The 26,191-nt window shown below is 55.0% G+C and carries 18 protein-coding genes and 1 tRNA gene; 11 read left to right on the top strand and 8 right to left on the bottom strand.

The annotated features are described in order from the left end of the window. Positions 1-194 precede the first annotated feature (194 nt). From DTL42_RS15015 to DTL42_RS15005, 3 genes are all read left to right on the top strand, one after another. Complete coding sequence (locus tag DTL42_RS15015; RefSeq protein WP_114369551.1) at positions 195-4,604, top strand: DEAD/DEAH box helicase; 4,410 nt, start codon at positions 195-197, stop codon at positions 4,602-4,604. Positions 4,605-4,702: 98 nt separating this feature from the next. Beyond that, positions 4,703-5,701 carry a 3-keto-disaccharide hydrolase gene (locus DTL42_RS15010; protein WP_114369550.1) on the top strand — a complete coding sequence of 333 codons (999 nt, stop codon included), beginning with the start codon at positions 4,703-4,705 and terminating at the stop codon, positions 5,699-5,701. A 137-nt stretch (positions 5,702-5,838) separates the two neighbouring features. After that, positions 5,839-7,782, top strand: a complete 1,944-nt coding sequence (locus tag DTL42_RS15005; RefSeq protein WP_114369549.1) for a prolyl oligopeptidase family serine peptidase — start codon at positions 5,839-5,841, stop codon at positions 7,780-7,782. A 66-nt stretch (positions 7,783-7,848) separates the two neighbouring features. Here the strand turns inward: DTL42_RS15005 and DTL42_RS15000 are convergent, their stop codons facing one another. The 3 genes from DTL42_RS15000 to DTL42_RS14990 all read right to left on the bottom strand — a co-directional run bounded on the left by DTL42_RS15000 (position 7,849) and on the right by DTL42_RS14990 (position 9,971). Beyond that, the gene (locus DTL42_RS15000) at positions 7,849-8,430 is read right to left on the bottom strand and encodes a phosphonate degradation HD-domain oxygenase (RefSeq protein WP_114369548.1); all 582 of its coding nucleotides are present in this window, start codon (positions 8,428-8,430) and stop codon (positions 7,849-7,851) included. Positions 8,431-8,547: 117 nt separating this feature from the next. Beyond that, the gene (locus DTL42_RS14995; RefSeq protein WP_114369547.1) at positions 8,548-9,024 is read right to left on the bottom strand and encodes a PilZ domain-containing protein; all 477 of its coding nucleotides are present in this window, start codon (positions 9,022-9,024) and stop codon (positions 8,548-8,550) included. After that, on the bottom strand, positions 8,994-9,971 hold the full coding sequence (locus DTL42_RS14990; RefSeq protein ID WP_114369546.1) for an HD-GYP domain-containing protein: 978 nt from the start codon (positions 9,969-9,971) through the stop codon (positions 8,994-8,996). Before DTL42_RS14990 ends, DTL42_RS14995 begins: the two co-directional genes overlap by 31 nt. A 644-nt stretch (positions 9,972-10,615) precedes the next feature. Here DTL42_RS14990 and DTL42_RS14985 point away from each other — a divergent pair. The 8 genes from DTL42_RS14985 to DTL42_RS14950 all read left to right on the top strand — a co-directional run bounded on the left by DTL42_RS14985 (position 10,616) and on the right by DTL42_RS14950 (position 21,843). Then, positions 10,616-12,412, top strand: a complete 1,797-nt coding sequence (locus DTL42_RS14985) for an ABC-F family ATP-binding cassette domain-containing protein (protein ID WP_114369545.1) — start codon at positions 10,616-10,618, stop codon at positions 12,410-12,412. A 22-nt stretch (positions 12,413-12,434) separates the two neighbouring features. Further along, positions 12,435-14,228, top strand: coding sequence for a GxGYxYP domain-containing protein (locus DTL42_RS14980; protein ID WP_158545392.1), 1,794 nt, complete (start codon positions 12,435-12,437; stop codon positions 14,226-14,228). 164 nt (positions 14,229-14,392) lie between these two features. Then, positions 14,393-17,113 (top strand): phosphoenolpyruvate carboxylase, encoded by a 2,721-nt coding sequence (ppc, locus tag DTL42_RS14975; protein ID WP_114369543.1) that lies wholly within the window; start codon positions 14,393-14,395, stop codon positions 17,111-17,113. A gap of 461 nt (positions 17,114-17,574) precedes the next feature. Next, positions 17,575-18,384 (top strand): ABC transporter ATP-binding protein, encoded by an 810-nt coding sequence (locus DTL42_RS14970; protein WP_158545391.1) that lies wholly within the window; start codon positions 17,575-17,577, stop codon positions 18,382-18,384. Beyond that, positions 18,381-20,030: a hypothetical protein gene (locus DTL42_RS14965; protein WP_114369541.1), complete on the top strand. Its 1,650-nt coding sequence runs from the start codon at positions 18,381-18,383 to the stop codon at positions 20,028-20,030. Before DTL42_RS14970 ends, DTL42_RS14965 begins: the two co-directional genes overlap by 4 nt. Further along, positions 20,027-20,572 carry a hypothetical protein gene (locus DTL42_RS14960; RefSeq protein WP_114369540.1) on the top strand — a complete coding sequence of 182 codons (546 nt, stop codon included), beginning with the start codon at positions 20,027-20,029 and terminating at the stop codon, positions 20,570-20,572. The genes DTL42_RS14965 and DTL42_RS14960 overlap by 4 nt, the downstream gene beginning before the upstream one ends. A 182-nt stretch (positions 20,573-20,754) precedes the next feature. Beyond that, positions 20,755-21,609 (top strand): hypothetical protein, encoded by an 855-nt coding sequence (locus DTL42_RS14955; RefSeq protein ID WP_147274292.1) that lies wholly within the window; start codon positions 20,755-20,757, stop codon positions 21,607-21,609. Positions 21,610-21,630: 21 nt separating this feature from the next. Then, positions 21,631-21,843, top strand: coding sequence for a hypothetical protein (locus DTL42_RS14950; RefSeq protein WP_114369538.1), 213 nt, complete (start codon positions 21,631-21,633; stop codon positions 21,841-21,843). Between the two features lie 126 nt (positions 21,844-21,969). Here the strand turns inward: DTL42_RS14950 and DTL42_RS14945 are convergent. The 5 genes from DTL42_RS14945 to DTL42_RS14925 form a co-directional block, all read right to left on the bottom strand. Beyond that, positions 21,970-22,052: transfer RNA gene (locus DTL42_RS14945), tRNA-Ser, on the bottom strand. A gap of 180 nt (positions 22,053-22,232) precedes the next feature. Next, on the bottom strand, positions 22,233-23,279 hold the full coding sequence (locus DTL42_RS14940) for a phosphatidate cytidylyltransferase (RefSeq protein ID WP_114369537.1): 1,047 nt from the start codon (positions 23,277-23,279) through the stop codon (positions 22,233-22,235). A 14-nt stretch (positions 23,280-23,293) separates the two neighbouring features. Then, positions 23,294-23,905 carry a lysophospholipid acyltransferase family protein gene (locus tag DTL42_RS14935; RefSeq protein WP_114369536.1) on the bottom strand — a complete coding sequence of 204 codons (612 nt, stop codon included), beginning with the start codon at positions 23,903-23,905 and terminating at the stop codon, positions 23,294-23,296. A 119-nt stretch (positions 23,906-24,024) separates the two neighbouring features. Beyond that, positions 24,025-25,254 (bottom strand): glycosyltransferase family 4 protein, encoded by a 1,230-nt coding sequence (locus tag DTL42_RS14930; protein WP_234824223.1) that lies wholly within the window; start codon positions 25,252-25,254, stop codon positions 24,025-24,027. A 20-nt stretch (positions 25,255-25,274) separates the two neighbouring features. Beyond that, positions 25,275-26,191 (bottom strand): lipopolysaccharide biosynthesis protein (locus DTL42_RS14925; protein ID WP_147274291.1); only part of this gene is annotated, 917 nt, incomplete at its 5' end.

The raw sequence follows: 26,191 nt of genomic DNA, 5'->3' as shown, positions 1-26,191 counted from the left end.
CCTGCAAGATTTGCAAGAATCATTTCGTCGTAAGATTCAGTGGTAGAACTCATGGTTGAATTATACCATGTGCCGCTCCGCAACTAAAAACCGTTTCTCGGAACGTTCTTGAACCTTTTGCTTGCCAAGTCGCAGCATTTTGAGACGCTTGCTTTTCACTATGCACATCCGTACAGTGCGATATAATGCCCAGGATGTCGCTAGAACTGTTTCATCCCGTTGTCCAAGCCTGGTTTGAAAAGCGGTTTGGCAAGCCGACCGACGCTCAGAACGCCGGTTGGCCCTCTATTGCCCAGGGGCAGTGTACTCTGATTGCTGCCCCGACCGGCTCTGGTAAGACACTAGCGGCTTTTATGGTTTGCCTCGACCGCCTCTTTCGTCGCTGGCTAGCCGGCAAGCTGCACGATACGACCTACGTCGTTTACGTCTCGCCCCTGAAAGCCCTCAGCAACGACATCCATCGCAACTTGGATGTCCCGCTAATGGAAATCTGCGAGATGGCCGAATCGATGGGGATGTTGCCCCCTCAAATCCGTACGGCAGTCCGCACCGGCGATACCCCTTCGTCCCAGCGACAAGCGATGACCCGACGTCCGCCACACATTTTGGTGACCACGCCGGAATCGCTTTACCTGATGCTGACGGCCGACCGTAGCCGGAAAACACTGACCAATGTCGATACGGTCATTATCGACGAAATCCATGCACTCGCCCGTGACAAACGAGGCTCCCACCTCACGTTAACGCTCGAGCGTCTGGAAGCGGTCACCGCCGCACCTCCTACGCGAATTGGGCTGTCCGCAACGCAAAAACCGATCGAGGAGATCGCCTGTTTCCTGGTCGGTGCCGAGCGTGTCGACGAGAACGGCGTACCCGATTGTGCGATTGTCGACGGAGGGCACCGGCGGCAGTTAGACCTGGAAGTGGTGGTCCCACCTTCTCCCTTGGAAGCGGTTTGCTCCAACGAACAGTGGGGAGAAGTGTACGACCAACTGGTCGAGATGATTCAATCGCATCACAGCACACTGGTCTTCGTGAACACACGTCGCATGGCCGAACGGGTAGCCCATCGCTTGACCGAGGTACTCGGCGACGACGTAATCACCAGCCATCACGGCAGCCTCTCGAAAGAGATTCGTCATTCCGCCGAGCAACGTCTGAAAGAAGGCAAGCTCAAAGCGATTGTGGCGACCGCTTCGTTGGAAATGGGAATCGATATCGGCTTTATCGATTTGGTCGTACAGATCGGCTCGGCTCGTAGTATCGCCAATTTCCTGCAGCGGGTTGGCCGCTCGGGACACTCCCTCACCGGAACCCCTAAAGGACGCCTGTTCCCGTTAACGCGCGACGAGCTAATCGAGTGCCTGGCGTTGATGCGCAGTGTCGAGCAAGGGACGCTCGATCGGATCGAAATCCCGGTCGCTCCGCTCGACATTTTAGCCCAACAGATCGTGGCGGAAGTCTCGGCGGAAGAACAAGACGAAGTCGCCCTATTCGAGCGATTCCGTAAAGCGTGGCCTTATCGCGAGCTTTCCTTTCAGAAATACCAAGATGTCTTAGAGATGGTCAACGAAGGGGTAACTCGTTCGATCAAGACGGGCGCCCACATCCATCGCGATCGCATCAACGGCAAGTTGCGGCCTCGTCGCGGAGCCCGCATCAGCGCGACGACTTCCGGCGGGGCAATCCCCGACATGCCCATTTATCGCGTACTGACCGAGCCAGAGAATCAAGTCGTTGGCACGGTCGACGAACACTTCGCCGTCGACAGCAAAGCAGGCGATGTCTTCCTGCTGGGGAACACCTCGTGGCGCGTGGCCGGTATTAAAGGCAGCGATGTTCTGGTCCACGATGCCCAAGGTCAGCCCCCCAGTGTTCCTTTCTGGTTCGGAGAAGCCCCTGGCCGAACGATCGAACTTTCGCAAGCGGTGGCCGAACTTCGCGAAGAGATTGCCGAGCGTATCGTTGCCGCAGCAGAGGATCCTTCTCGCGAAAAACTGACCGTGCCGTCACAAAACGAAGGTCTGTTGGAATCTTCGCAAGATCAAGTCGACGTGGCCACAATTCTGTGGGTTCAAAAAGAATGCCACGCGACGGCCTGGGCAGCATTGCAAGCGGTACGCTATGTTGCCGCCCAGCATGCGGCCATGGGCTTGGTGCCGACCCAAACGAAAATCGTCTTCGAGCGTTTTTTCGACGAAGCTGGCAGCATGCAGTTGGTCGTTCACTCCCCCTTTGGCACACGGATCAATCGAGCATGGGGACTCGCGTTTCGCAAACGATTTTGCCGCTCGTTTGACTTCGAGCTTCAAGCCAGCGCCGACGACGACGGTATCGTTCTCTCGCTTGGCCCGCAGCATAGTTTTCCGCTGGAAGACATGTTCAAGATGCTTAACTCCGACAACGGCCAAGCCCTGCTGGAACAAGCGCTGCTGGCGTTCCCGATGTTCCAAATTCGCTGGCGCTGGAATGCGACTCGTTCGCTGGCCATTTTGCGGTATATGGGGGGCAAGAAGGTACCGCCCCACATGGTTCGCTTCCGCTCCGACGACCTCCTTGCAGCCGCATTCCCCGACCAAGTCGGCTGCCTCGAAAACCACTCGGAAGACATCAAATACCCAGACCATCCGCTCGTGCAACAAACCTTGCACGACTGTTTAACCGAAGGGATGGATGTCGAACGCTGGAAGGCGTTGCTTCGCAAGGTGGAAGCTGGCGAAGTGCAGTTCATTGCCCGCCAAACCCGCGAACCTTCCCCCTTCGCCCACGAACGCATCAACGCGAATCCTTATTCGTTCCTCGATCCTGCTGGGCTCGAAGATCGTCGCACGCGTGCCGTGACCACGCGTCGTACGTTGGCTCCTGGCGAAATGAAAGAGCTGGGGCAACTCTCCCCCGAAGCCATCGCCACCGTCCGCCGCGAAGCCTGGCCGACGGCGCGCGACGTGGACGAATTGCACGACGTACTCAGCTCGATGATCGTCCTGCCTGCTTCCCAAGGTGCCGAGTGGCAAAGCTTGTTCGATCGGCTGGTTAAAACCGGACGGGGCACCAGCTACATCCGCGACGGGCACGAACCTCTTTGGATCGCGACAGAAAAGCTGCCGATCGTCAGCGCTGCTTTGCCTGGCGGTACCGCATTGCCGGCGGTTAACGTCCCTGAAAGCGTAACCAAGGAGTTAGAAGCCCACGAAGCTTGGGTCGAGTTGATTCGCAGCGTCGCGCCTTGCCTTGGTCCATTTTCAACAGAAGAACTCGCCCAGACCTGGGGGCTGAAATCGTCCAGCGTGATGGCCGCTTGCGAGGCGGTAGAAGCGGAAGGGGTAATCCTGCGTGGTCATTACTCCACTCAAGGTTCGCAGCACGAAGGTGACTTGCAGTGGTGCGACCGGCGACTCTTGGCTCGCATTCACCGCTTAACCGTCAACGGCTTACGCCAACAGATTCAACCGGTCGAACGCGATGTCTTTCTGCGTTTTCTGGTGCGGCACCAAAACCTGCAACGCGAAACCAAGTCGTCTGGTGCGCGTGGCCTTTCGGCGGTGATCGGGCTACTGCAAGGCTTCGAAGCGTCGGCTGGCAGTTGGGAACGCAATTTACTTGCGGCCCGCCTCGACGACTACGATCCTGATTGGCTCGACAATCAGTTGACCTCGGGCGAGCTGATTTGGGGCCGCCTCCGACCTCCTCACGGAGACGCCGAAGAGGGGCCTAGTATGGCATCGCTTCGCCGTAGCGTTCCGATGGCGGTTGTGCTGCGCGAGAACCTGGGCTGGCTCATCCCCGACGTCCGCCAGTCCGCCGAAGCCTTGGCGAGAGGCAACGCACGAGACGTGCTCGAAGCGTTGCAAGCTCGTGGAGCTTTGTTCCACCAAGACTTACGCGTGCTGACCAAGCTGTTGCCTACACACCTGGATGAAGCCCTCAGAGAACTCGCCGCTTTGGGGCTGGTTACCTGCGATAGTTTTTCCGCCGTGCGAAAGATTGTAGACGATAGCCACGCGAAGAAATCACGCAGCCGCCGCAAAACCAACGCCACGGCGCGGGCTGGTCGCTGGTCTCTCTTCCCAGGGATTGTCGAAGAAGTGACGGCCGAGGACTACTTGCATCGCTGGTGCCAACAATTGATACAACGGTATGGTGTCCTCTTCCGAGATCTACTTCATCGCGAGACGGCTGCTCCTTCCTGGGCTCAGCTAGTTCCGATGCTGCGGCGGATGGAACGTCGAGGCGAGCTACGCGGTGGCCGCTTCGTTAAGAATGCAGGAGGGGAACAATACGGCACCGAACAAGCCATCTACGCACTGCGCAAGCTGCGCGAAGCCAAGCCTGACGATCCTTGGGTTGCGGTCAGCGGGAACGATCCCCTGAATCTGGCTGGCGTGATGACCGACGACGCCAAGCTACCGGCCATTCATACCAATACCCTCATTTGGCAAAACGGCCAGCTGTTGGCAACCAAACGAGGAGGCGAGATCGTCTTCCACCGCCCTGTCCCCCCTGACGAACAGATCGAAATGACCCGCGCCCTGCATGCAGGCAGGCGTTTACCACCGCAAACGGTCCCCATCGGCTTTCCTCGACGGCGATCGACGGCAGGATAGTTCCTGCGGGGGATAGTTGCATCTGACTGCAGGTCAAACCAAAATGGAACCTCCCTCTCCTAGTCCACTCACCCTTAGAAAACTCTCGGGAGTTCATCATGCAGCGTCCCTTTGCTCGTTTTTTGTGCGCCGCTTTGTTGGCGGCCGTCACGCCACTGGCCCTGTTAGCCGCCGACGATTCGCCAACCTACACCAACCCCAAAGAAGCTGGCCCCGACTACGCACTTCAAGGTGAATACGTCGGCGAAGTGAACGTTGACGGTGCAAAAGTAAAATATGGCGTTCAAGTGATCGCTTTGGGTAAAGATAAATTCCAGGCCGTCACTTACCCTGGCGGACTTCCTGGCGACGGCTATTCCGGCGGTAGCTCGTACGACGACCTCCTCAAAGCTGAGGGAACTGCCCGAAATGGCAAAGTGGAATTCAAAGGCGAAGACTTCATTGCCACGCTCGGCGACGGTAAGATCGAAGTTGTCGCCGATAATGGTGACGAAATCGGCACCTTCAAAAAGGTCGAACGCAAAAGCCCTACGCTTGGCAAGAAGGCTCCGGAAGACGCAGTCGTCCTGTTCGATGGCACCACTGCTGACAAGTTCGAGAACGGAAAGATCGTGCAAGAAGACTTGCTGTTGGCCGATTGCTATTCAAAAGAAAAATTCGGCGATCACACGATGCACCTCGAGTTCCGCACTCCCTTCAAGCCAGAAGCACGGGGGCAAGGTCGCGGTAACAGCGGTGTCTACATCCAAAGCCGCTACGAATGTCAGGTTCTCGATTCGTTTGGCTTGTCTGGCGAAGACAATGAATGTGGCGGTATCTACAAGGTGTCGCAGCCCAAGGTGAACATGTGCTACCCGCCCCTCACCTGGCAAACGTACGACATTGACTTCACGGCTGCCAAGTACGATGCCGAAGGCAAGAAGACCGACAACGCCCGCGTGACGATCAAGCAAAACGGCGTGGTCATTCACGAAGATTTAGAACTCCCTCAGGAAACCCCAGGCCGCCACAAGGAAAGCCCTGAAAAGGACGCCTTGTACTTGCAAGGGCACGGCAATCCGGTTGTGTTCCGCAACATTTGGGTTGTCGAGAAATAATTCTCACGGCCCGTTTCAAAAATGGAAATGGAAAACCAAGGCAAGCAAGTGGCTTCTCTCCCAAGTCTTTGCTTGCCGGTTTTCCCCTTTATATCCCTCCTCCCCGAACGTTATCCTTCCTCACGAGCCTGCCCGCTATGATTCGCCCATTGGTTTGCTTGCTTCTGGTTTCCTTTTTTGGCACCTCGGTTTCGGCTCAAGATCCGATCAAGCCCATCCCGCGTCGCTTGCCTGCTCAAAGCGATTACCAGCTTCCCGCTGAAACCCGCGAGAAGTTGGAGAAAAGGGTTCAAGAGGTTGAAAAAGCGAATGCCTCCCTGGCCAACGATCCTCTCTTCGCCGATGTCGACATCTATCGCAAGGCGGTTGAATACGCACTGCGTAACAACGAGTTTTACGGCGCAGGGGACATCAAGAAAGCACAAGCTTGCCTAACCATGGCGCAAAATCGGGGCGAGCAACTCAAGAAGGGGGAAGCTCCTTGGACCGAGCAAAACGGTTTGGTCGTGCGGGGTTACACCAGCGACATCGACGGCAGCGTTCAGCCGTATGGGTTGGTTATTCCGCAAGAGCTTGACCTTACCAAGCCGCAACCGCTGTACATTTGGCTGCACGGTCGAGGTGATAAAGCGACCGACATGCACTTCATTCACGAGCGATCCACCAAAGCAGGTCAGATCACTCCATCCGATGCCATCGTCGTCCATCCCTTTGGGCGACAATGTATCGGGTTCAAGTCGGCTGGAGAGATCGATGTGCTGGATGTGGTTGAAGAAGTAAAGAAGCATTACAACATCGACGATCAGCGAATCGTGCTGATGGGCTTCTCGATGGGTGGTGCCGGGTGCTGGCATATTGGTGCCCACTATGCCGAGGACTTCGTCGCCATGAGCCCTGGGGCTGGCTTCGCCGAAACGGCCCGCTACCAAGGTCTGAAACCGGAGAACTACCCGCCAGAGTACGAACAAACGTTGTGGAAGGTGTATGACGTACCGAACTACACGACCAACTTGTTCAATCTTCCCGTGGTGGCTTACAGCGGCGAGAACGACAAGCAAATTCAAGCAGCTCGCGTTATGGAAGAAGCCTTCCAAAAAGAAGGACACGAGCTTACCCACTTGATCGGCCCCAAAATGGGTCACAAGTATGCCCCAGAAACACTGGAACAACTGCTGAAGATGATTAAAGCGGCCCGTGATGCTGGTCAAGATGCTTACCCGAGCAACGTCACCATCCAAACCCCGACGCTCCGCTACGGCAAGATGCACTGGGTCGAACTGCTGGAACTAACCCGCCACTGGGAAGACAGCCGTGTCGGCGCTTTGTGGAAATCGGATAACGAACTTTACATCGTGACCCGTAATGTTGACAAAATGAAAGTCGATCCCGGCACGCATAAAAAGTTCGAGGTTGAAATTGATGGCGATAAATTCTCCGTCGATTTGCCTGAACCAAAAGACCTGATCCTTGCCAAGGCCGACGGACACTGGACATTCGCCCTCCAAGAGATTGCCTCGGAAGGTCTGCACAAAACGCCTGGCTTGCAAGGGCCGATCGACGACGCGTTGTTGTCGCCGTTTCTTGTCGTGCTGCCTTCTGGCAAGTCTTCCAACGAGCAAGTCCAACGCTGGGTCGATTTTGAGTCGCAGCACTTAGCCGACCGCTGGCAGGCTCTTTTCCGTGGCAAATTGCGTACAAAGCTCGACAAAGAGGTAACCGCTGAAGATATCCAGAAATACAACCTCATCTGCTGGGGAACCCCGGAAAGTAACTCGCTGATCAAAAAGACGATCGACGATTTACCACTGACCTGGGATGCCAAAGAAGTTTCTCTGGGCGATACCAAGGTCGACGCCGAGAACCACGTGCCGGTCATGATTTACCCGAACCCGCTCAACCCGCAGAAGTATCTGGTACTCAACAGCGGCCCAACCTTCCGGGAAGATCACGATCGCACCAACAGCTTGCAAAATCCGAAGCTCCCAGACTGGGCCATCTTCGATATTCGCCAAGACCCCAACGGCTCGTCCGCTGGCAAGGTCATCGCAGCCGACTTCTTCGACGAAGCCTGGCAGCCGTAACATCTGCTTCCGTCCCCTCTTCCTGCAATGGTTGAGGGGACCGAGTCTTTACTGCGGTCTTTATCTCTAAGCCAAGACCGCTTGACGCAGGTGAACCTCAAACGCTTCCAGCGGAGGCGTTTTCATGGCTGGATCTTTGGCCGTGTCATCCCAGTACCGCAGTTCGACGGCCGCTTGATAGAACGGGTTGCTCTCGAACTGAGAAACCTCTTCTGGGTTCATCGGCCCTCCTTGAAGTCGCAAGCTCACCTGGGAAGGTTCGCTCAACTGCTCGTGATACTCTGCCTTCACAGCACACAAGTAACGCTTCGCGTCGACATGCAGCCGAACCGGTTCGTAGGTCGCCGGCCCGAAATGGGACTTCAAAAAATGAAAGCCTGAGTTCTCGTGGTGATCGTCGATTCCCTGATCAGGGGCGTCGTCCGGAAGTTCGTGCAGCAGATGCCCGATATCGTGTAGCAAAGCGGCAGAGATTAACTCCGAAGAAGCATTGGCTTCGACTGCCAAGGTAGCAGCCTGCAACGCATGCTCTAACTGAGAAACCGCCTCGTAGCCGTAAGCGGAATCACCTCGGTCGCGAAACAACCGAAGAATGTCCGCGACAACATCTGGCTTAGCTGGTTCCGTATCGTGGTCCGACGTTCCCATACCCTGGGCTCCTCAGGAAAACTTAGTAGCAGATTCCCTGAGGTGATACACGCAATGTGACTACCGGTCAACTCAATCCGCGAAATCTTAACAACCGCAGCCAAGCCCACCACGGCATTAGTTCATGAAGTCTTGGCCGCCGTGAGTTTCACTTTCTGGATCCACGACATCTTGCGGCTCTTCCAGAGAAATATCTTCATCGAACAGAGACGCACCAACTTCGTAGCAGCACTCGTTCAATCGCCGACAACGAACCACCGTACAAGTTATCCGCTGCGAGGCCGTCCAAAGTGTGACTCGCTCGCCAGGGTAAAGTTCGGTATCGTGCAAGAAACGAATCCCTCGCTCGGAAATATCGACTGAATAGCCGACGACATATTGATGATTGCGGGGAACGGCAGGCAAGGTCGCGAACGACTCGACAATCATTTTACCTGGGCAATAAACGCGAGCATTGCGGCGCATATCGAGCGATTCGGCGGGCAAGACGCCCCGACGATTTTCCAACTCGGCAAACTGCTCAGGCAACCGAATGCGACAGCGAAGCCGATCTAACAGCAACTTCATTTTTTGAGAATAAGCTGTTTCCAACATTCGTACATCTCCCGATCAAGGCCAGCAGACAACGGGCCATCCATGATCTGAAAGGCTTCCGTAAGAGGATAACGGCGACGATAAGGGCGGTTGCTAACAAGCGACTCGAACACATTCACCACGCTACATAAGCGCGCCCAAGGATGAATCTCTTCTCCGACAGCACCCACAGGATAACCCTTACCGGTCATTCTCTCGTGATGCTGGTAGACCACCATCAACTGGGCAAACGAAATGTCCGTTCGCTCACAAAGGCGACGAAATCCGTGCGCAGGGTGCTTTTGCGCCACACGCTCTTCGCGACGTTGAAGTCGCTGTGATTTATTTAAAATGCGTTCGCTAACGGAAAGTTTGCCGATATCGTGCAAAATACCGGCGACGGCAACGGCGAACAATTCGCTGTCCGAAACCAATCGCATTTCCCGAGCCAGAGTCACCATCATGTAAGCAACATTCAGCGAATGTGTGACCGTCTGATAGTCGTGATGCAGCAGCGAAATCAAGTCGCCCGCCGTCATTTCGTTCTGGCATAACAACTTGATCGCTTGACTCGCTACATAGGCCGAGCTCTGCATCACTTCGTCTGTTTCACCCGCTTCAAAGGTGGACTCCAAAATCCCAGAGACAACTTCATTAAGGCGTCCAAATCGTTCGCGGACGCTTATCGAGTTATCGCCAACCAATTGATCGAGCTTACGGCGTATGTAGACTTGCATTTCTCCATGGTCAGCTTCTGGCGTATAGAGCCAGCCAACTTTGGATTGTTCGAGCCGTGTAAGGTCCTCGGGCAACATCGGCACCTCTGCAGCGCGATACAAACGCAATCGACCAGTCTCCGCGTCTTTGCGGTAAAGATCGACCCTGGGTACCTCGTCACAAGAAAGCAACGCCACCGGAATCGGCGTGTAGCCCAGGCACTGAATTGCGATGTTTGAAGTCGGAGTCATCGTTCAATAGTCGGTGTTAGACCAAGATCGTTCATTTCAGCATGGCGGACCGTTCGAGAAACTTTGCTCCTTAAGGTTAGGTCATGCCAAGCGATACCACTGTGCGCAAAACCACCCCAGCCCTTCGCCAGAGCAGAAAGAGCCGGGGCAACCCCTCAAAGCAAGCTAGATGTAGCGATTATCCAGATTAAAATGGCTTTTAACCTCTTCACGGAAAACCGAATCCTTCCTCGGAAACAACGACAAGCTTCCCAAATCGAGCAGAAATAGCACCTTTGCAATCGAAGCCCCCACCTCCGTCACTATCTCGCCAAGCACAGCTTTGCTTCCTGTGACCGTAAGACTTCCAGGCGTAGGGCTTCTGCCGAATGCCTAATTCAACCAGGGCAGTAGCCCACCCAGGCGGAGTTGGTGACAAACGCTTGAGGTAAATCCCGACACCTTGGGACCGAGTTCTGGCAGGAAGTCCACCAACACCCCGCCAATAAGCTTCCCGGTCAGGAAAACCAGCCTGCCAATTTGCAGCCCACCTTGGATGCTGCCGCGGATTCCGCAACAATTATCGGTATCGGTGTTTGTTCGTCACCGTCGACTAATGGATGTATCTACATCCCCAACCCTCATTTATTTGCCAGACTTTTGCCGTGCCTCCTGTAATCAGCATTCAGAACGCCACTAAGCGATTCGGTACCAAAACGCTCCTCAATTCGGCTAGTGCCTCGATCACCGACGACCACAAGGTGGGCCTAGTCGGTCGCAACGGGGCTGGCAAGTCGACCTTGTGCCGAGCCATTCTTGGTGACGAAGAGCTCGAAAAAGGAGAAATCGTCCTTCATCCGAAGGTGCGGCTAGGCTACCTGCGACAGCACGATCCTTTCGTCCCTGGCGAAACGGTAGTCGAGTTTCTGATGCGCGATAGCGAACAGCCGGATTGGAGATGCGGCGAGGTAGCGGCCCGCTTCGAGATCAAAGGGGCGATGCTCGACGCCCCGGTACACAACCTTTCCGGTGGGTGGCAAACCCGAGTGAAGCTAACCGCGCTGCTTCTGCACGACCCAACCTTTCTCATCCTGGACGAACCGACCAACTTCCTTGACGTCCGTACCCAGATGTTGCTCGAACGGTTCCTCAAAAGCTACAAGGGTGGCTACCTGGTGGTTTCGCACGACCGGGGCTTTCTCAAGCAAACGTGTAACCAAACGCTGGAACTTTCGCGCGGCAAACTGACCTTGTATCCCGGCACCGTCGAAGACTACATCGAGTACCGCGAAGAGCGCAAGCTGCACGACCAGCGTGTGAACGACGCCACCAAAGCGAAGCAGAAGCAGTTACAACGCTTCATCGACAAAAACCGCGCTGGTGCCAACACGGCCGCCCAAGCCAAAAACAAGCAAAAGCAACTCGATCGTCTGGAATTGATCGAGATTGAAGAAGAGGAAACAACCGCTTACATCCGCGTGCCGCAGGTCGATGCCAAAAAGGGAACTGCCGTTCGCTGTGAAGAGCTTTCGATCGGCTACCCAGATCGCACCGTGGCCGACGGGATCACGCTCGATATCGAACACGGCGCCCGCACGGCGGTCGTGGGGGACAACGGCCAGGGTAAAACAACCTTCCTCCGCACGTTGGTCGGTTCGCTGGAACCGAAAGAAGGCGAAGTGAAATGGGGGCACAATACCGAAGTCGGCATCTACGCGCAGCACGTGTACAGTTCTCTCCCGGCAAACGATACCGTCGAAGATTACTTGCTAAGCGTGCGCGATCCGTCGGTCAATCACCAACAACTGCTGAACGTGGCCGGTAGCTTCCTTTTTCGGGGTGAGGACGTCCACAAGAAAGTGAAAGTCCTTAGTGGTGGCGAGCGTGCCCGACTGTGCCTGGCAGGTCTATTGTTAGGTAAATACAACATTCTGATTCTCGACGAACCAGGCAACCACTTGGACGTTGAAACGGTCGACTCCCTGTGCGAGGCGCTCGATAGTTACAACGGCACCGTGATCTTCACCAGCCACGACCGCTACTTCGTTCGCCGGATCGCCACCCAAATCATTGAAGTCAGCGCCGGCAAGGTGACCCACATCCCCAGCGACTACGAACACTACCTCTATCGCCTCAGCCAGGAAATCGACGAAGAAGATGGCAACCAAGTGGCGACGGAAACCGCCGGCGACAACCGCGATGCATTGATGGCTAAAGAGGAACGCAAGCAGCGTAACAAAGAAGCCCGCGCCGCGCGAAAGGAAGTGCAGAAGCTGGAAAGCAAAATTGCCAAGCTCGATGACGAACGCAAGGCCCTGAACAACAAACTGATGAGCATCACCGACCCCGTCGAAGCTCAAAAGGTGCATGTCAAATACACGGAAGTCTCTGACGAAATTGCCGAGTTAGAAGGAAAGTGGCTAGAGTTCCAGGAACAGTTAGAAGATTATGACGGAGATTAGAAAACCTCGAGCCCGCAACGACATGCAACCACGACGAAACTTCCTGACGCAACTTCTTGTCACCGGCGGACTATCGCTGATAGATTACTCGGCCCTCGCAGCCGCCGAATCGAACAAGCCATCTCCTTCCTCGCTGCCTTGTTGGTGGCCGCAGCAAAAGCAGCCCACAGGGGTCATTCGCCTATCCGCCTCCCAGGGCCACTCCCCTGCCCTGGCGATGCTGCAGCAATCCCTTTCCGGTCTTGCTGCCCAAGGGGTAAACGAAGGTCGGTCGGAGGAACTTGTTTGGATCGACATACCGCACCCAGCCTATCAGCGTTGGTACCGGGAAACACTCGATCAAACCGGCATTACAGCGCGTGGCGAGCTCGATGTGTGGCAACTTTTGGCTCGTCTTCGCGACCAAGGCTTGGTCCACGGGTACGTTGTTTATCGTCAAGACACTTCCCCCAGAGCAGAGAACACGATGCGAGAGGGCATCGATCTCTCGGTGAACGTGGCAACCACCTTGTGTGGCGTGCTAGGAGGTGTCTTGATTGAAGAAAGCCTCGTGGAACAGGCCCGCGAACTCGGGCTGACACAACTCGCCGATGCCCGCGTGATGTCACTAGACGAGTGCTTCACCACTTACCAAGATCAACTCAACCGCCAAGTTGTCTTAGCGCAAAATCCTCGCAAGCCATCGATGCGTGACCTGGCAATCGCCCATCGTGCTATTACTCTGTACGGACAAGATGAGCCGGTTCCCCAGATCCTAGCTTGGCTTGCCCCCCTCAGTACTGTGCTGGGTTGGAACGGAGGCGAGGAATGGGTTCAGGTCAAACAGTTCTCGGAATATGGCCACGTGCTAACCGTCTCGGACTGGGCCCAAAATCTTCCGCTTCTTTCAACGGCTTACCAAGACAACAAAGTTCCTCAGATCGGCGGCCTCGATCCCAAAACTATCGATTGGGCATGGGAAGGGGCCTGCACCACGCTGGTGATGAGTGACGGCGATAACGTGCAATGGGCCTTAGGAGACTTCGTCGCCAACCACCGGCACGAGTATTGGGATAACCCACGTCGCGGTGAGTTCCCGTTCTCTTGGACGGCGCCCGTGGTGCCTCTTGCTCAAACGGCCCCTCTGGCCACCGACTATCTGGCCGCAACTTGCTCGCCCAACAATTCGTTGGTCGAATTCGGCGGAGGTTATATCTTCCCCGATTTCTTTGGCACGAAGCGAACCGAAAAAGATCTGCTGGATAAATACGCCGCCCGCCTAGGCACCTGGATGAAAGCAACCGATACCCAGGTTTTGTGCTTGCTGCTCTTGGATATCGATAGCCCAGCCGCTAGGCACGCTTACGAAACGTTTGCCCGCCACATCCCTGGCCTGGTCGGTATCATCGCCATGCAGTACGCCCCCTACGAAGGAGGCCGGGGAAAAGTGTTTTGGGCCAACGATGGTCGCGGCGGAGAGGTCCCGGTGATGACCTGCCGTTACGCCATCTGGGAACACGCCAACCGCCCCAATGCCGGCACTCCCAGTCAAGTTGCCACCCAAATCAATCAAGAGCTTCCCATTGCGTCGGCTGAAGATCGCCTCGCCTGGACGGTGGTTCATGCCTGGTCTTGGTTCCGTGATTCAGACCACCCGGCACGCGAAGAAGTCTCCCAGCAAGAAGCACCACGCCTCGACGCCCAGCGCGGCCTGGCGATTGCCGATTGGTGCCAACAGAAACTAAGCGACCAAGTCCGAGCTGTTACCATCGAAGAGCTACTATGGCGACTCCGCATGGCCCATGATCCTGTGGCAACCAAGCAGCGGATTTCGTAACGAATAACCTGATTAAGGACCATGCTTCCAGTCGAACCGAGATAACCACAGCAGGCCCCAATCCCCCCCGCCTTAGCCTCCTCCCCCTACGAATCGCTTGCTCCTGGCGTTAAGTTAGTACCCAGGCAAAAGTAAGAGAAATTAAAGAGCAAGATGGGGCTAATATGTATCACGAAGAGCACGTGCCAGGTTTGAGTCTGCTGGTCGAACTTCTCGATCAAGTCGTCCGCGAACAAGTCGGCGACTCGCTGGCCGAGACGATGGGGCGTATTCGCCGCATGGCGCTCGAACGCCGGGCTGGCATCCCCGATGCCGAACAGCGTTTGCTGGACGAAATTGGTCGCATCCCCAAGGAACAACTCCGTAGCGTGATTCGCTGGCTAAGTCTTTACTTCGACTTGGCCAACCTGGCCGAAGACTACCATCGCGTACGGATTCTCGATCAACGTGCCGAAGAAGCCGAAGCGGAAGGCTTGCCCCGCCAGGAATCGATTGCAGATGCCATTAGCCAGCTTTCCGCCGATGGTTGCTCAGCCGCCGAGATGCAAGAGTGGCTCGACCGCTTGGCGATCACGCCCGTCTTCACCGCGCACCCATCGGAAGCCAAACGCCGTACCACGCGGGAACTACTTCGCCGACTGCGCGACCACTTGCCCTACTTGGAAGATCATCCGCACGAAGAAGACTTCGAGTCGGCCCTGAGCGACTTGACGCTGCTATGGCAAACCGACTCGCTTCGTCCGCAGCGTCCTGGCGTGATGGGGGAAGTCGAGCGGGGCTTGTTCTTCGCCGAAGCGTTGTGGGATGTCGCGCCGCAAATCTATCGCGAGATGCGAATGGCCCTGGCTCGCTATTACCCTCACCATCAATTTGAACTCAAGCCGTTCCTGACCTTTGGCAGTTGGATCGGTGGCGACCGCGATGGGCATCCTTTCGTCACCGCCAAAGTCACGGAAGTGACCTTAACCCTGTTACGAAAAACGGCCCTCGAACGTCATTTAAGTTACTGCCGAGAACTGAAAAAAACCCTGGTCACTTCCGATCGTCAAGCTCCCGTTAGCGACGAAATTCGCAACCTTGTGAACGAAGCCGCCCAGACGTGGCCAGACCTTCACCAACGGTTGGAAGAACTTTCGCCGAATGAAGTTTACCGCCGCTTTCTGAAGATGATCGAGTTCCGCCTGGAAGCATCCCTCGGCCAGGTGTTTGTCGAAGGAGACGAACACGTCGCTTATCGCCGCCCTGAGCAACTGCTGGCAGAGGTCGAACTGCTGCGAGAAAGCATGCTTGAACACCACGGTCGCCGCGTTGTCGAACGTTATCTCGATCCCTGGAAAGATCGAATCCAGACGTTCGGCTTCCACTTCTTCTCACTCGATATTCGCCAAGACTCGGACGTGCATCGCAATGCCCTGCGGGAAATCCTCTTTCCCGAAGTTGCCCCAGACGCTCCGATTGCTGAACAAGATTGGCTCGCCAAATTAGCCGACTTGCAGCAAACGCCCCATGTAGACGAATCGAAGCTGAGCGACATGACCAAGGAAGTGCTGGCCACGTTCGGTATTTTGGCCGACACCATGGTCGAGCGCGGTTCGCGACCGTTCGGCGGTTACGTCATCAGCATGACCCATCAACCGACCGACGTGATGGCGGTGCTTTGGCTGTGGAACTTCGTGTGGAATCAGCGTCATCCTGGCCAACCCCGTCCCTATTTGCCGATCGCTCCACTCTTTGAAACGATCGACGATCTGGAACGAGCCCCGGTGATCTTCGAGGCGATGCTCGACCAACCGGTTTATCGGGACTATCTTGGCGAGCAAGCTCGTCTGGAACAGATGATCATGGTCGGCTATTCCGATAGCACCAAGGACGGCGGTTACCTGACCGCTTCGTGGAACTTGCACTCGGCTCAAGAACGTTTGGCCGAAGTGGCCGAGAAGCATCACATCGAGATGACGATCTTTCACGGGCGAGGTGGCAGCCTCGGTCGTGGCGGCGGACCGGCAGCCCGTGGCATTCAATCCCTTCCCCCGCAAGCGGTCGACGGCAAGCTACGTCTGACCGAACAAGGGGAAGTGTTGGCCGAACGATACGACAACGCGGTAATCGCCCATCGCCATATCGAGCAGTTGACCTGTGCCACGTTGCTGGTCAGCGCGGCGAAAACTTCGCCCGAGATGGGCTCGTGGCAAGAGATGACCGAGGCAATGTCTCAGGCCGCGTTGACCAAGTATCGCGAACTGGTCTCGCACGAAGACTTCCTCCGTTACTTCGATAAAGCCACGCCGATCAGCGAAATCGAAGGCCTGCCAATTGGTTCGCGCCCGGCTCGCCGGCGCGAGCGAAAGTCGCTGAAAGATCTGCGGGCAATCCCTTGGACATTCGCCTGGACCCAATCTCGGCAGATGTTGCCGGCCTGGTACGGTATGGGCACCGGCATCCGCACGCTCGTCGACTCAGAAGGGGGCGACTGGGAATCGCTGCAAGAGATGTATCAAGATTGGCCCGTCTTCCAAGCCACGATCGATAACGCCGAACTTGCCCTAGCCAAAGCCGACATGGACATCGCCCGCGATTATGCCGAGTTGGCTGGCACGGCGGCGGAAAGCATTTGGCACCCGATCGACGAGGAGTATCGCTTGACCTGTGCCGCGATCTGCTTAATCCGCCAACAGCACGAACTGCTTGAAAAAATTGCCTGGCTCAATCGCAGCATCCGCAGCCGCAACCCGTACGTCGACCCGCTCAACCTAATTCAAATTCAATTGATCAAGCAGAGCCGCGAAACTGGGGCCACGGCGGATGAAGACGATTCGGATGGCCTCCCGCAAATGGTTCGCCTAACCATCCAAGGCATTGCCGCCGGCCTACGTTCGACAGGCTAACGGCGATCGGTGCTTCTTCAAATAAGAAAGACGCCTAACTGGCGTCTTTCTTTTTTTATTCAGTGGTAACTTGAGTACTCATGTCGATTCCTCATCTGCGTGTCTGCTTATCACGAATGACGAGCTTCTATTTTGATGCGAACCGATAATCGTCTCAACGATTCTTTCGTTGCCCATAATGACGAAATAACACAAAAACGCGATTTATCTAGCAAAGCCTCACCTTTCATTCCCATGCCGAAAGGGCAGCGATATAGCCCACTAGGTATATTTTGTGATGCTACCTACAGTTATTTGCAGAAAATCCATCCTGGAGATTTGAATAAGCAACAACGTCCGCTTATCATGACGATCCGCTCGGGGGGATACCTACGAGCCTTGTTTGTGGCCAACTCTCGTTAATATGTGCAGCAACCCTCGCGGTTCAGTCTGGCAAAATTGCCTGGGCTTGGGAACTCTTCGTGATAGAAGTCATCAACCTCGTCAAGACTTTCGGCGGAAACACCGTGCTGAAAGGTGTCAGCTTCACCGTTCGTCCGGGCGAAGCGACTGGCTGCCTGGGCCCCAATGGTGCCGGCAAGTCAACCATCATGAAGACGTTGGCCGGCCTGTTGCGTCCTACCTCTGGCGAGGTTCGCCTATGCGGGTATTCTCTTGATTCGGAGCCCTTAGAAGTCAAGAAACGTCTTGGCTACATTCCCGAAACGGCCGCTATGTATACGGGCCTAACCGCCAACGAGTACCTTTCCCTCGTTGCCGAGTTATACCATCTCGATCGACAACACGCTGCCGATCAGATACGCAAATTGATGGAAGCATTCCGCCTTAACGAAGCCGCTGATCGCCAGATCGATTCTCTTTCCAAAGGGATGAGACAAAAGGTTCTGATTAGCAGCGCGTTGCTGCATGACCCAGACGTGTTAATTTTCGACGAACCGCTAAACGGCCTCGACGTGAACGCGGTCCTCACCTTTCGCCGAATTGTGGAAGATTTGATCGAGCAAGGCAAAACGGTTTTCTATTGCTCCCACATTTTGGATGTGGTCGAACGACTCTGTAAACGTGTAATTGTATTGAACGAAGGAGAAGTGGTTGCCGACGATGAAACAGCCCACCTTTTAGCATCCACGCCCAAAGGTTCCCTCGAAGCGGTCTTCCAAGAACTTACGCGTATTGGTCCTGAAATCGAATGGGGAGCGGCTTTGGCGGAAGGACGATCCGCCGTGAAGCCACAACTTGGTTCTCCGGCCCAAGGGAAGCGAGACGAATGAGCGGGCTTTTGAATCATATTCTGCAAGCCCAAGGAGTCGATCCGAGGCAATTCATGGCCTTGCTCAAGGCTTTCCTGATCTCTGATTTACGTGGACTGCATTACGCCAAAGCGACCGGCACCCAAGCCAAGCATGTTATTAGCCCGTTGTTTTTTGTCGTCGGCCAATGCCTAACGTTGTCGGCAATCGCCAGCTTAGTGCTGTTCATGCGGGTCGAGGTCTTTTTTTTCGCGTTTGTAAATCTATCTCTAGGTATCGTAGTGCTGGCCGCAACGGTCCTGGTTGAATTCCAGGAAGTCGTCCTCAACCCGAAAGATCTCGAGATTCTCGGGCCGCGTCCGATTACCCCTCGCACCTATGCAGCCGCTCGCTTTGCTAACTTGCTGTTCTATGTCGCAGTGATGTTTTTGGCGCTCACGGTACAACCAGCGATTGTCGGTATGGGACTTCGCGATACGGGTTTTTGGTTCGGACCGGCATACTTAGTGGCAGCGTTTACCGGTAGTGTCGCTATCGTTTGTCTTGTGATTCTTATCCTAGCGGCGATCGGCAACTCTGAAACACTCGAAGGCTGGAAAACCGTTTTTGCCTGGACGCAGATTATCTTAATTCTGGTTGCCGGCTACGGTGCCCAGATGATGTTTCGCGATAAGCTCTCTCGTTTTGAACTATGGGGCGCTTTTCCACCGGAGTGGATCAAATACATTCCAACTACTTGGTTGGCCCGCTTCGTGGAACAAGCGTCCGTCGCCCCAACTCAAACCACGCTGATCCTTGGAGGGCTCTTGCTGCTGCTGGCAGCGGTTTGCCTCTCGGTGACGATCATTGCCGTGGCTCGGCTTTATCAAACAATGCAGCCCCTGACGGTCTCGGTGCGATATCGCCCTATGGGAGACAAACGACTTGGCGGTTTAGCTTTTGGTATGGGCAATCGCCTTGCCAAGGGGCCAGAAGAGCGAGCCGGTTTCTGGTTATGCGGGAGATTACTATGGCGTGACGGGAATTTGAGAATGCGAAGCTTGCTCCCGTTCAGCATGCCTCTAGCCGTGACCGTGCTAGGGATCTTCACACATCAATTTGCCAACCCTATGCGACAGCACGATCCAGCCCTCGTAACGCTCCCTATTCTGGCGGTCTACTTGGTTGGACTCGGGGTTCCTCACTTGATCTATAACTTAACCTTCAACGACGACCACCTTGCTGCCTGGCTACTTCGGTGCGCGCCAATGACACGACCGGTTGGTCTGGGGCTGGGCGCATGCAAGGCAATCATGTTCTGGGTGATTTCACCAACTTGCCTTGCCTTCGCAGGTGTTACCGCTTGGATTTGGCGAGACCCGGTAGCAGGCCTTTTGCACGGAGCATTAGCCTGGGGGTTCGCCTGGGTCATGGCTTTGGCCGCGTTATGGTTGGCAGTGCCTGATATCCCTTTCTCTTGCCCACCTGATCGTGGCGGATCGAGTGGCCCCGTCTTGGTGACCCTTGCTTTCTCTTGCGTAGCAATGAGCCTAGGGGCACTCCACTATTTGTTTGCCTCTCACTTTGCTTTCTGGGTAGCAGCATTCGCTATCGCGATCGTGTCCACAATTCCGTTGCGGCGTAAGGCCCAAGTCCGTTTCGAGAAACTGGTTGGAGGGTGCGTGTGAAAATCAACAAAGCTGCCCTCCGTTCGGCTCCCATTCAAGTGTCGCTATTGGGAAGCGTCATCGTCGGCGCCATTGGCTTAGCAGTGGTCTCGCTTCTGTTTCGCGAGATTTTCTTCGAGAAATACGTTCGCGAAACGTTTGCGCCGACTCCGCCGAACCTATCGCAACGGGCCGAAGCCCTCCTGCTTTCTCCTTTACCAGAGACAACGGAACCTCTCAACGCTGCAGAAATCGACGAACTGTATGCCGTTTGGATTCAAAACGAAAAATTTGACCCCCAGGGACAAATTGCCGCGCAATTATTTTCGGTCGACAGCGAACACACATTCGAAAGAAGCTGTCGTACGCTTGTTGTCGGCAATCGCGGGCAGAGAATGCGCGCGCTTCAATTGCTTTCCTTTGCAAATTTCATCGAACACCCCACCGAAGTGCGTCGGCTTGTTGCCTATGCTCGCCAGAAGGCCGAACGACGCCGCGAAGATGATTTGGTAACTAAGGCGAACGAGCTATTGGCTCGCTTGCCCCAGGGAAAGACTCCCTGAGCGAAAACCTTTTTCCATTAAAGAACTGACTCTCAAATTTTCTAAAAGGACCAACATCATGAGCGATGACGATAGTGGAATCATGGGATGGGTAATCTTTATCCTAATCTTTGGGGTGGGTAATCTGATCCTTTACATGACCACAGGTATTTTCCTCATTCCTATATCCCGACGATAAAAACGTGTCCATAACCGAGACGCCGGCAACCTCCCCTGAGGAAACCTCGAAGAAGCCAACTTATTGGATTTGGCCCATTTCGATTCCGCAGCCCCTAGGTGTACGAACTCTGCGGATGGCCCGCAAACTGGATCGAGCCCTTGCGCCGTGGTACCTCTGGTATCCTGCGGCGATTTTAGTCGGCGCGATTCCGATGTTTTTGAGTTATCTGACTGGACTTCCTGGCGGACAACTTGTTTCGTCTTTGTTGCTCACGCCACTGCTGGTTGCAGCCGTGGCTCGCGACTCGCTGCTGCGCGGAATTGGGGCACTTTCCCTAGCCTTTTTTGCCCACAGCGCGATGGTCATTAGCTTGGCCTCGTACGATCCTCAAGGGGTCGCGAGTCTCTATCCGCGTGGTGAGGCCTATTGGCAGCAGACCTATCAATGGGTGGTCACCGGGGAAAGCCCAGAGTACGAGTTACTTTATTGGCTAGGGGCGCACATTCAGCTCGTCCTTGCCTCAACTTTGTTTTCGTTTACATCCCTGGGCCTAATCACCTTATGGCAAGGCTTCCAGGAAGTCGATCTGATGAACTGCTATGTTGGCAACATGCTTAATCATTCGCAGAATCCCATGGTCACCCTGTTTGTGGGCTGGCATATTTGGTCCGTTTGCCGTGGACTAGGCTACTTGGTGCTAACGTTTGAGATCGTCAGCTATTCCTTAGAACGCCTCTCACGGGTTCACCTTAGCACACGTCTGAAAAGATTAACCCGCTGGCAAATCGGCCTCGCCTTTCTAATCCTCGACGGCGTGCTGAAATACAACTTGCTGGAAGTAGTCCGGCAAGCACTGGAAAACAACCTCACCGCGTAACCACTTCGTAGGAGACATCCGATGGCCAAAGGCCCCGGCTATACGATTGACGACCTGATTTACTATACCGGCCTTTTCGGTGGAATTATTATCACCTACTTACTGCTAGAAAATCTTCCGATTCACCACATTATCCGGTTAATCATCGCCTTGATTGTCGGCGTCGGAACCGGCTGGTGCGCCACGTACTTTTTCAGCCGCAACGAAGGCTCAGGCGGAGATAGCGAATTCTAATCGCCAAAAAGAAGCGATATATGCCCCCAAGAAACAGTAAAAGGACTTACATCATTACAACGTAAGTCCTTTTCTGTTCGAATTTTGCCATTCAGCGGAGACTGTTTTCACGGCCTTCCGCAGTAGCGGAGGACAAGGGATTCGAACCCTCAACCGGTTACCCGGCACTTGATTTCGAGTCAAGCTGCTAGCCAGTTCGCGTATCCTCCTGGCGTTGGAACTCTCTAGTTTATCGTCTGTTTAATTCTGATCAACCGGGCCATCCCCCTTCTCAGTTCCACATTTTATAGAGGGGGAAATTGGGAGGTAGGTTCGGAGCAGAATCAGGGAATATTTTGCTTCGTTTTTGCGGGCGAAGGCAGTGTTGGCTAGTGCATTGCCTGCCAGTGCTAGCCGCCAGCGGTGGTGAAGTAGTATCGCGTCAGGTGGAAGAAAACCGGGGCGGCGAAGCATAATGCGTCGATGCGGTCCAAGACGCCAGCGTGCCCCTCGACCAAGGTACCGTAGTCCTGCACGCCACGGTCTCGCTTGATGGCGCTCATCGCCAGGCTGCCGGCTGCCCCCATAATGGCAATGATGATCGACATCACCGCTGATTGCCAAGGATTAAACGGGGTCGCTCCGGTCAGGCTCAGCATGGCTCCGACCACCGCTGTGACGCCTGTTCCGGCCAGAAAACCTTCCCAGGTCCGACTGGCGTTGATATTTGGGGCGATTACGTTGCGGCCCAGCAACCGGCTACAGACATATTGCAACAGATCGCTTAATTGAGCGATCAGCAGAAAGTAAAACAAAAGCCCCGCGGTACTAGTTTGCTCGTACTGCGGATCGGTCCACCCTTTTAGATAAAGCAAAGCAGGGGCATAGCTCAGCGAGTAAACACAGATGTAGAGCCCTGCTTGGATCTTGGCGATGCGTTCCAGGAATCGCTTGTAGTCCCCCGCCACAGCAATTCGAGCCGCTACAAAGAGAAACCCATATACCGGGATCAAAATGCTGAAAAGTTCGTATTGAGACTGCCCCATCGCCACCAACACATACTGCGCCGGCGTGAGGGCGAAAAAGACCCAAAACAACGTACGGTGATCTCCCAACCGGGTTGGGGTGAGCGTGATGAACTCGCGCAAGGCCCAAAACGAGATCAAAAAGAAGAGAAACACCGTCGCCAAGGGAGATGGAATCATGAACGTGACGGCCAGAATGGCGGTCATCAGCCACCAAGCGCGTACGCGGCGAATAAAAGCCTGCACAATGGCCGGGTTTACGCTCGAATCGGGCTGACGACGCAAAATCTGGCCTGCCCCGGTGGCAATCAGCAAGCAACTAATCACCACCCCCAGCAAAATGCCGGTGGCGCCATCCAGCAAGAACGCCGACTGCTTAACCGGCAGTGGTGTTTGAGCAAGTACGCTGAATGAGATCTGCAGAAAATCCATGGTGTCGATTCGTATCACATTTCCCGCAGGCGTATAACGGATTCCCGGGCACGCGCGAGGAATTCTGTCTTCGGCTCGCCATTTTCAAGCCAAATCGGAGGCCCGAAGATCACGCGGCTCAAAAGTGGAACCGGTAGATACTCCCCCTTCGGCAAAATGCGAGTCATATTGTCGACATAGACGGGCACCAATTCCAGGTCGGGTCGCTTCTTTGCGAGGTAAAATAACCCACTTTTGAAGTCGCGGAGGGTCGTTCCGTCGTTTCGGCTTCCTTCTGGGAAGATAATCGCGGAATATTTATCCCCAATTTCCTTCAGCATCGAATCGACCGGACTGCGATGAACTTTGATGTTCTCGCGGTCGATCAGCATCGCATTGAGCGAACGGGCCAGATAACGGCGAAACCAGCCTTTGTTCCAATAATCTTTGGCAGCCACCGGTTTGGTCAGGTCGCGCACCGGCTTGGGCAGCGATGCCCAAATGATCACGGCATCGATGTGGCTGGTGTGGTTGGCAAAGTAAATCCGCTGGCACGTGTCGGGGTGACAATCCACCCAACGCACGCTGCTCCCGGCGACAACTTTCGCCAAGCCGGCCAAGAACGGACCCGTGAGATTAAACTTCACTTTGCTTCAGAACCCTGACCCAACCGAATTTGCGACCTAACCCGAGCCTCTTCATGGTAACGGACAGGCCGGCAAAAGCCTAGCGGGCGGACGACCGAAACTCTTGCTGTGACTATGGTTTAGGGAGTCTTTATCTTGGACGTCTGCGGGACGAAAACGCGTTGTGTGACCGGCTGACGGGCCACATTTGAAGCGGCCTGGATCTTTTGACGATAGATTCCCGCAATCAAATCCTGGTAGCCAGCAACCATCGTTTCCAACGAACCGTACTGCTTGGCCTTCTCCCGGGCGGCTTTCCCCATCTCGCTTCGGCGCGAGGAATCTTGCATTAGTTCAATCATTGCTTCCGCCGTTTGGTCTAAGTTGCTGGCTTCGACCAAAATCCCGTTCACCTTGTCGTCGATGGCATCTGGGATACTCCCCACACGGGGTGCGACAACCGGTAGGCCGGTCGACATCGCCTCAAGAATCGAAACCGGGCTGGCCTCATTTTTCGAGGTTAGCGCAAAGCAGTCCATCGCCGCCAGCAAATCAGGAATATCGCTTCGGCTGCCGGTTAGCGTCACGCAGTCTTCCAGCCCGAGTTCGCTTCTCAGGCGTTCAATCGCGGTACGCTCGGGCCCATCTCCGACAATCAGGAAGTGCGAACTGGGGCACTGCTGACGAACCCGCGCTGCCGCGTTAAGGAACAACGCATGGTCCTTCTCAGGTCGCAAAGCGGCCACAATCCCACACACGGCAACCTGACCGGCAATACCTAGTTCGTGACGAATTCTCGTTCTGGCTGCTTTGTTTGGTACAAATCGATCGGTGTCGATGCCGTTCGGAATCACCGTCACCTTCTCTGGCGGAAAGCCTTCGACTTCAATCAGATGCTTTCCATGCGGCGCGGCTACGCCAATGAAGCGATCGGTTACCGGAGTTAACTGGCGGTTGAGCCAATTGATGGAATCGGGCCAGCCGGTCGAATGAATCGCCGAAGCAATCACTGGCACACCAGCCAACCAGGCACAAAGTCGCCCCCAGAACATCTTGTCACCTGCCCCAACGGTAACGACCGCATCGATCTCGCGCAGACGAAACAACTCGATCAGGCGAGGCACGACCCGTAAATCGTACTTTCCACTAAGCAGATGATGGAACGTTGGGCTCTCGTCCTTCATCTCTTCGCCCAGCGGTCCCAACTCTTTCAGGCAACACAACTCTGGGGCGAAACGATCGCGATCGAGACGGCGAATCAAGTTCACCAACAATGTCTCGGCACCACCCACCGGCATGCTGGTCATCATAAACATGGTCCGCAGCGGCCCACGAGACTCGAGCGGTAGATTCATTCGTTGTCGCAACATGACTCTTCCCATTTTCTGATTTAAGTCGAAGCAGGCCGGAAACGTTTGGTTAGTTCACTCAGACCCGCTTTTAGCGTTTCTTTTTCACTGGCATCGAAAACACGCTCGGACGTGATCGCTTGCCAAAGCAGGATTCCCAGGACGACCAACGCCACCGGCCAGCCGAATCCTAGTAGAAATGGCACGGCCACCAAGACCAAGGTGGACCGCTGAACTTCCATTCCATGTCGGGCACTGAGCCACATAGCCAACGAAACCGCAATCGCGTTGGCCAGAGCCGTTGCAATCACGGCCCCAGGTAATCCGAAAGGAGGAAGCAGTAACGCGTTGAGCAGCACATTCGCAAGCAGCCCGATGCCATACACAATCGCACCGACATGCGTCTTTTCGGCGCAACAGAAGTAAAGCATCGCACAGCCGGTCAAGCTGTACCAAACGCAGTAAGTCAAGGTCCACGGAAGCACATTCAAACCACCGTTGTACTTGCCCGCAAAAACATATTCGAACAGGAACGGCGCGAAGATTCCAATCACGATCGCCCCGGTCGTCATCACCAAGACGGCAGCTTTCATCAGAAGATTAATTTGCCGCGAAACAAGCTGCTTGTCGCCTCGTTCCCAATCGGCCGACAAGTGTGGCAACAGAATCCCACCAAACAGGTTGGCAACAGCAACCATCAGCCAAGGCACCACGCGGCTACTATGATAGTCGCCCACCAAGGTAATACTTTGTTCCGAGGTCAAACCACTAAAGTGGACAATCATATAGCGGTCGACCACCTCAAAGAGATTGGAAAGCAGATTGATCGCCCACAGCCAAGCGGCAAACGGCAACAGCTTTCGCCAGAACTCGCTTTGCATCGGAATGTAGCTACATCGCGGCAGTTTTCGCCAATCTTTTGCCAGCAGAACCACGCCCAGCACAACCACGACGGCAC

This window comes from Bremerella cremea, assembly GCF_003335505.1.
Classification (GTDB): Bacteria; Planctomycetota; Planctomycetia; order Pirellulales; family Pirellulaceae; genus Bremerella; species Bremerella cremea_A.
This window is presented reverse-complemented; position numbering and strand designations above follow the sequence as displayed.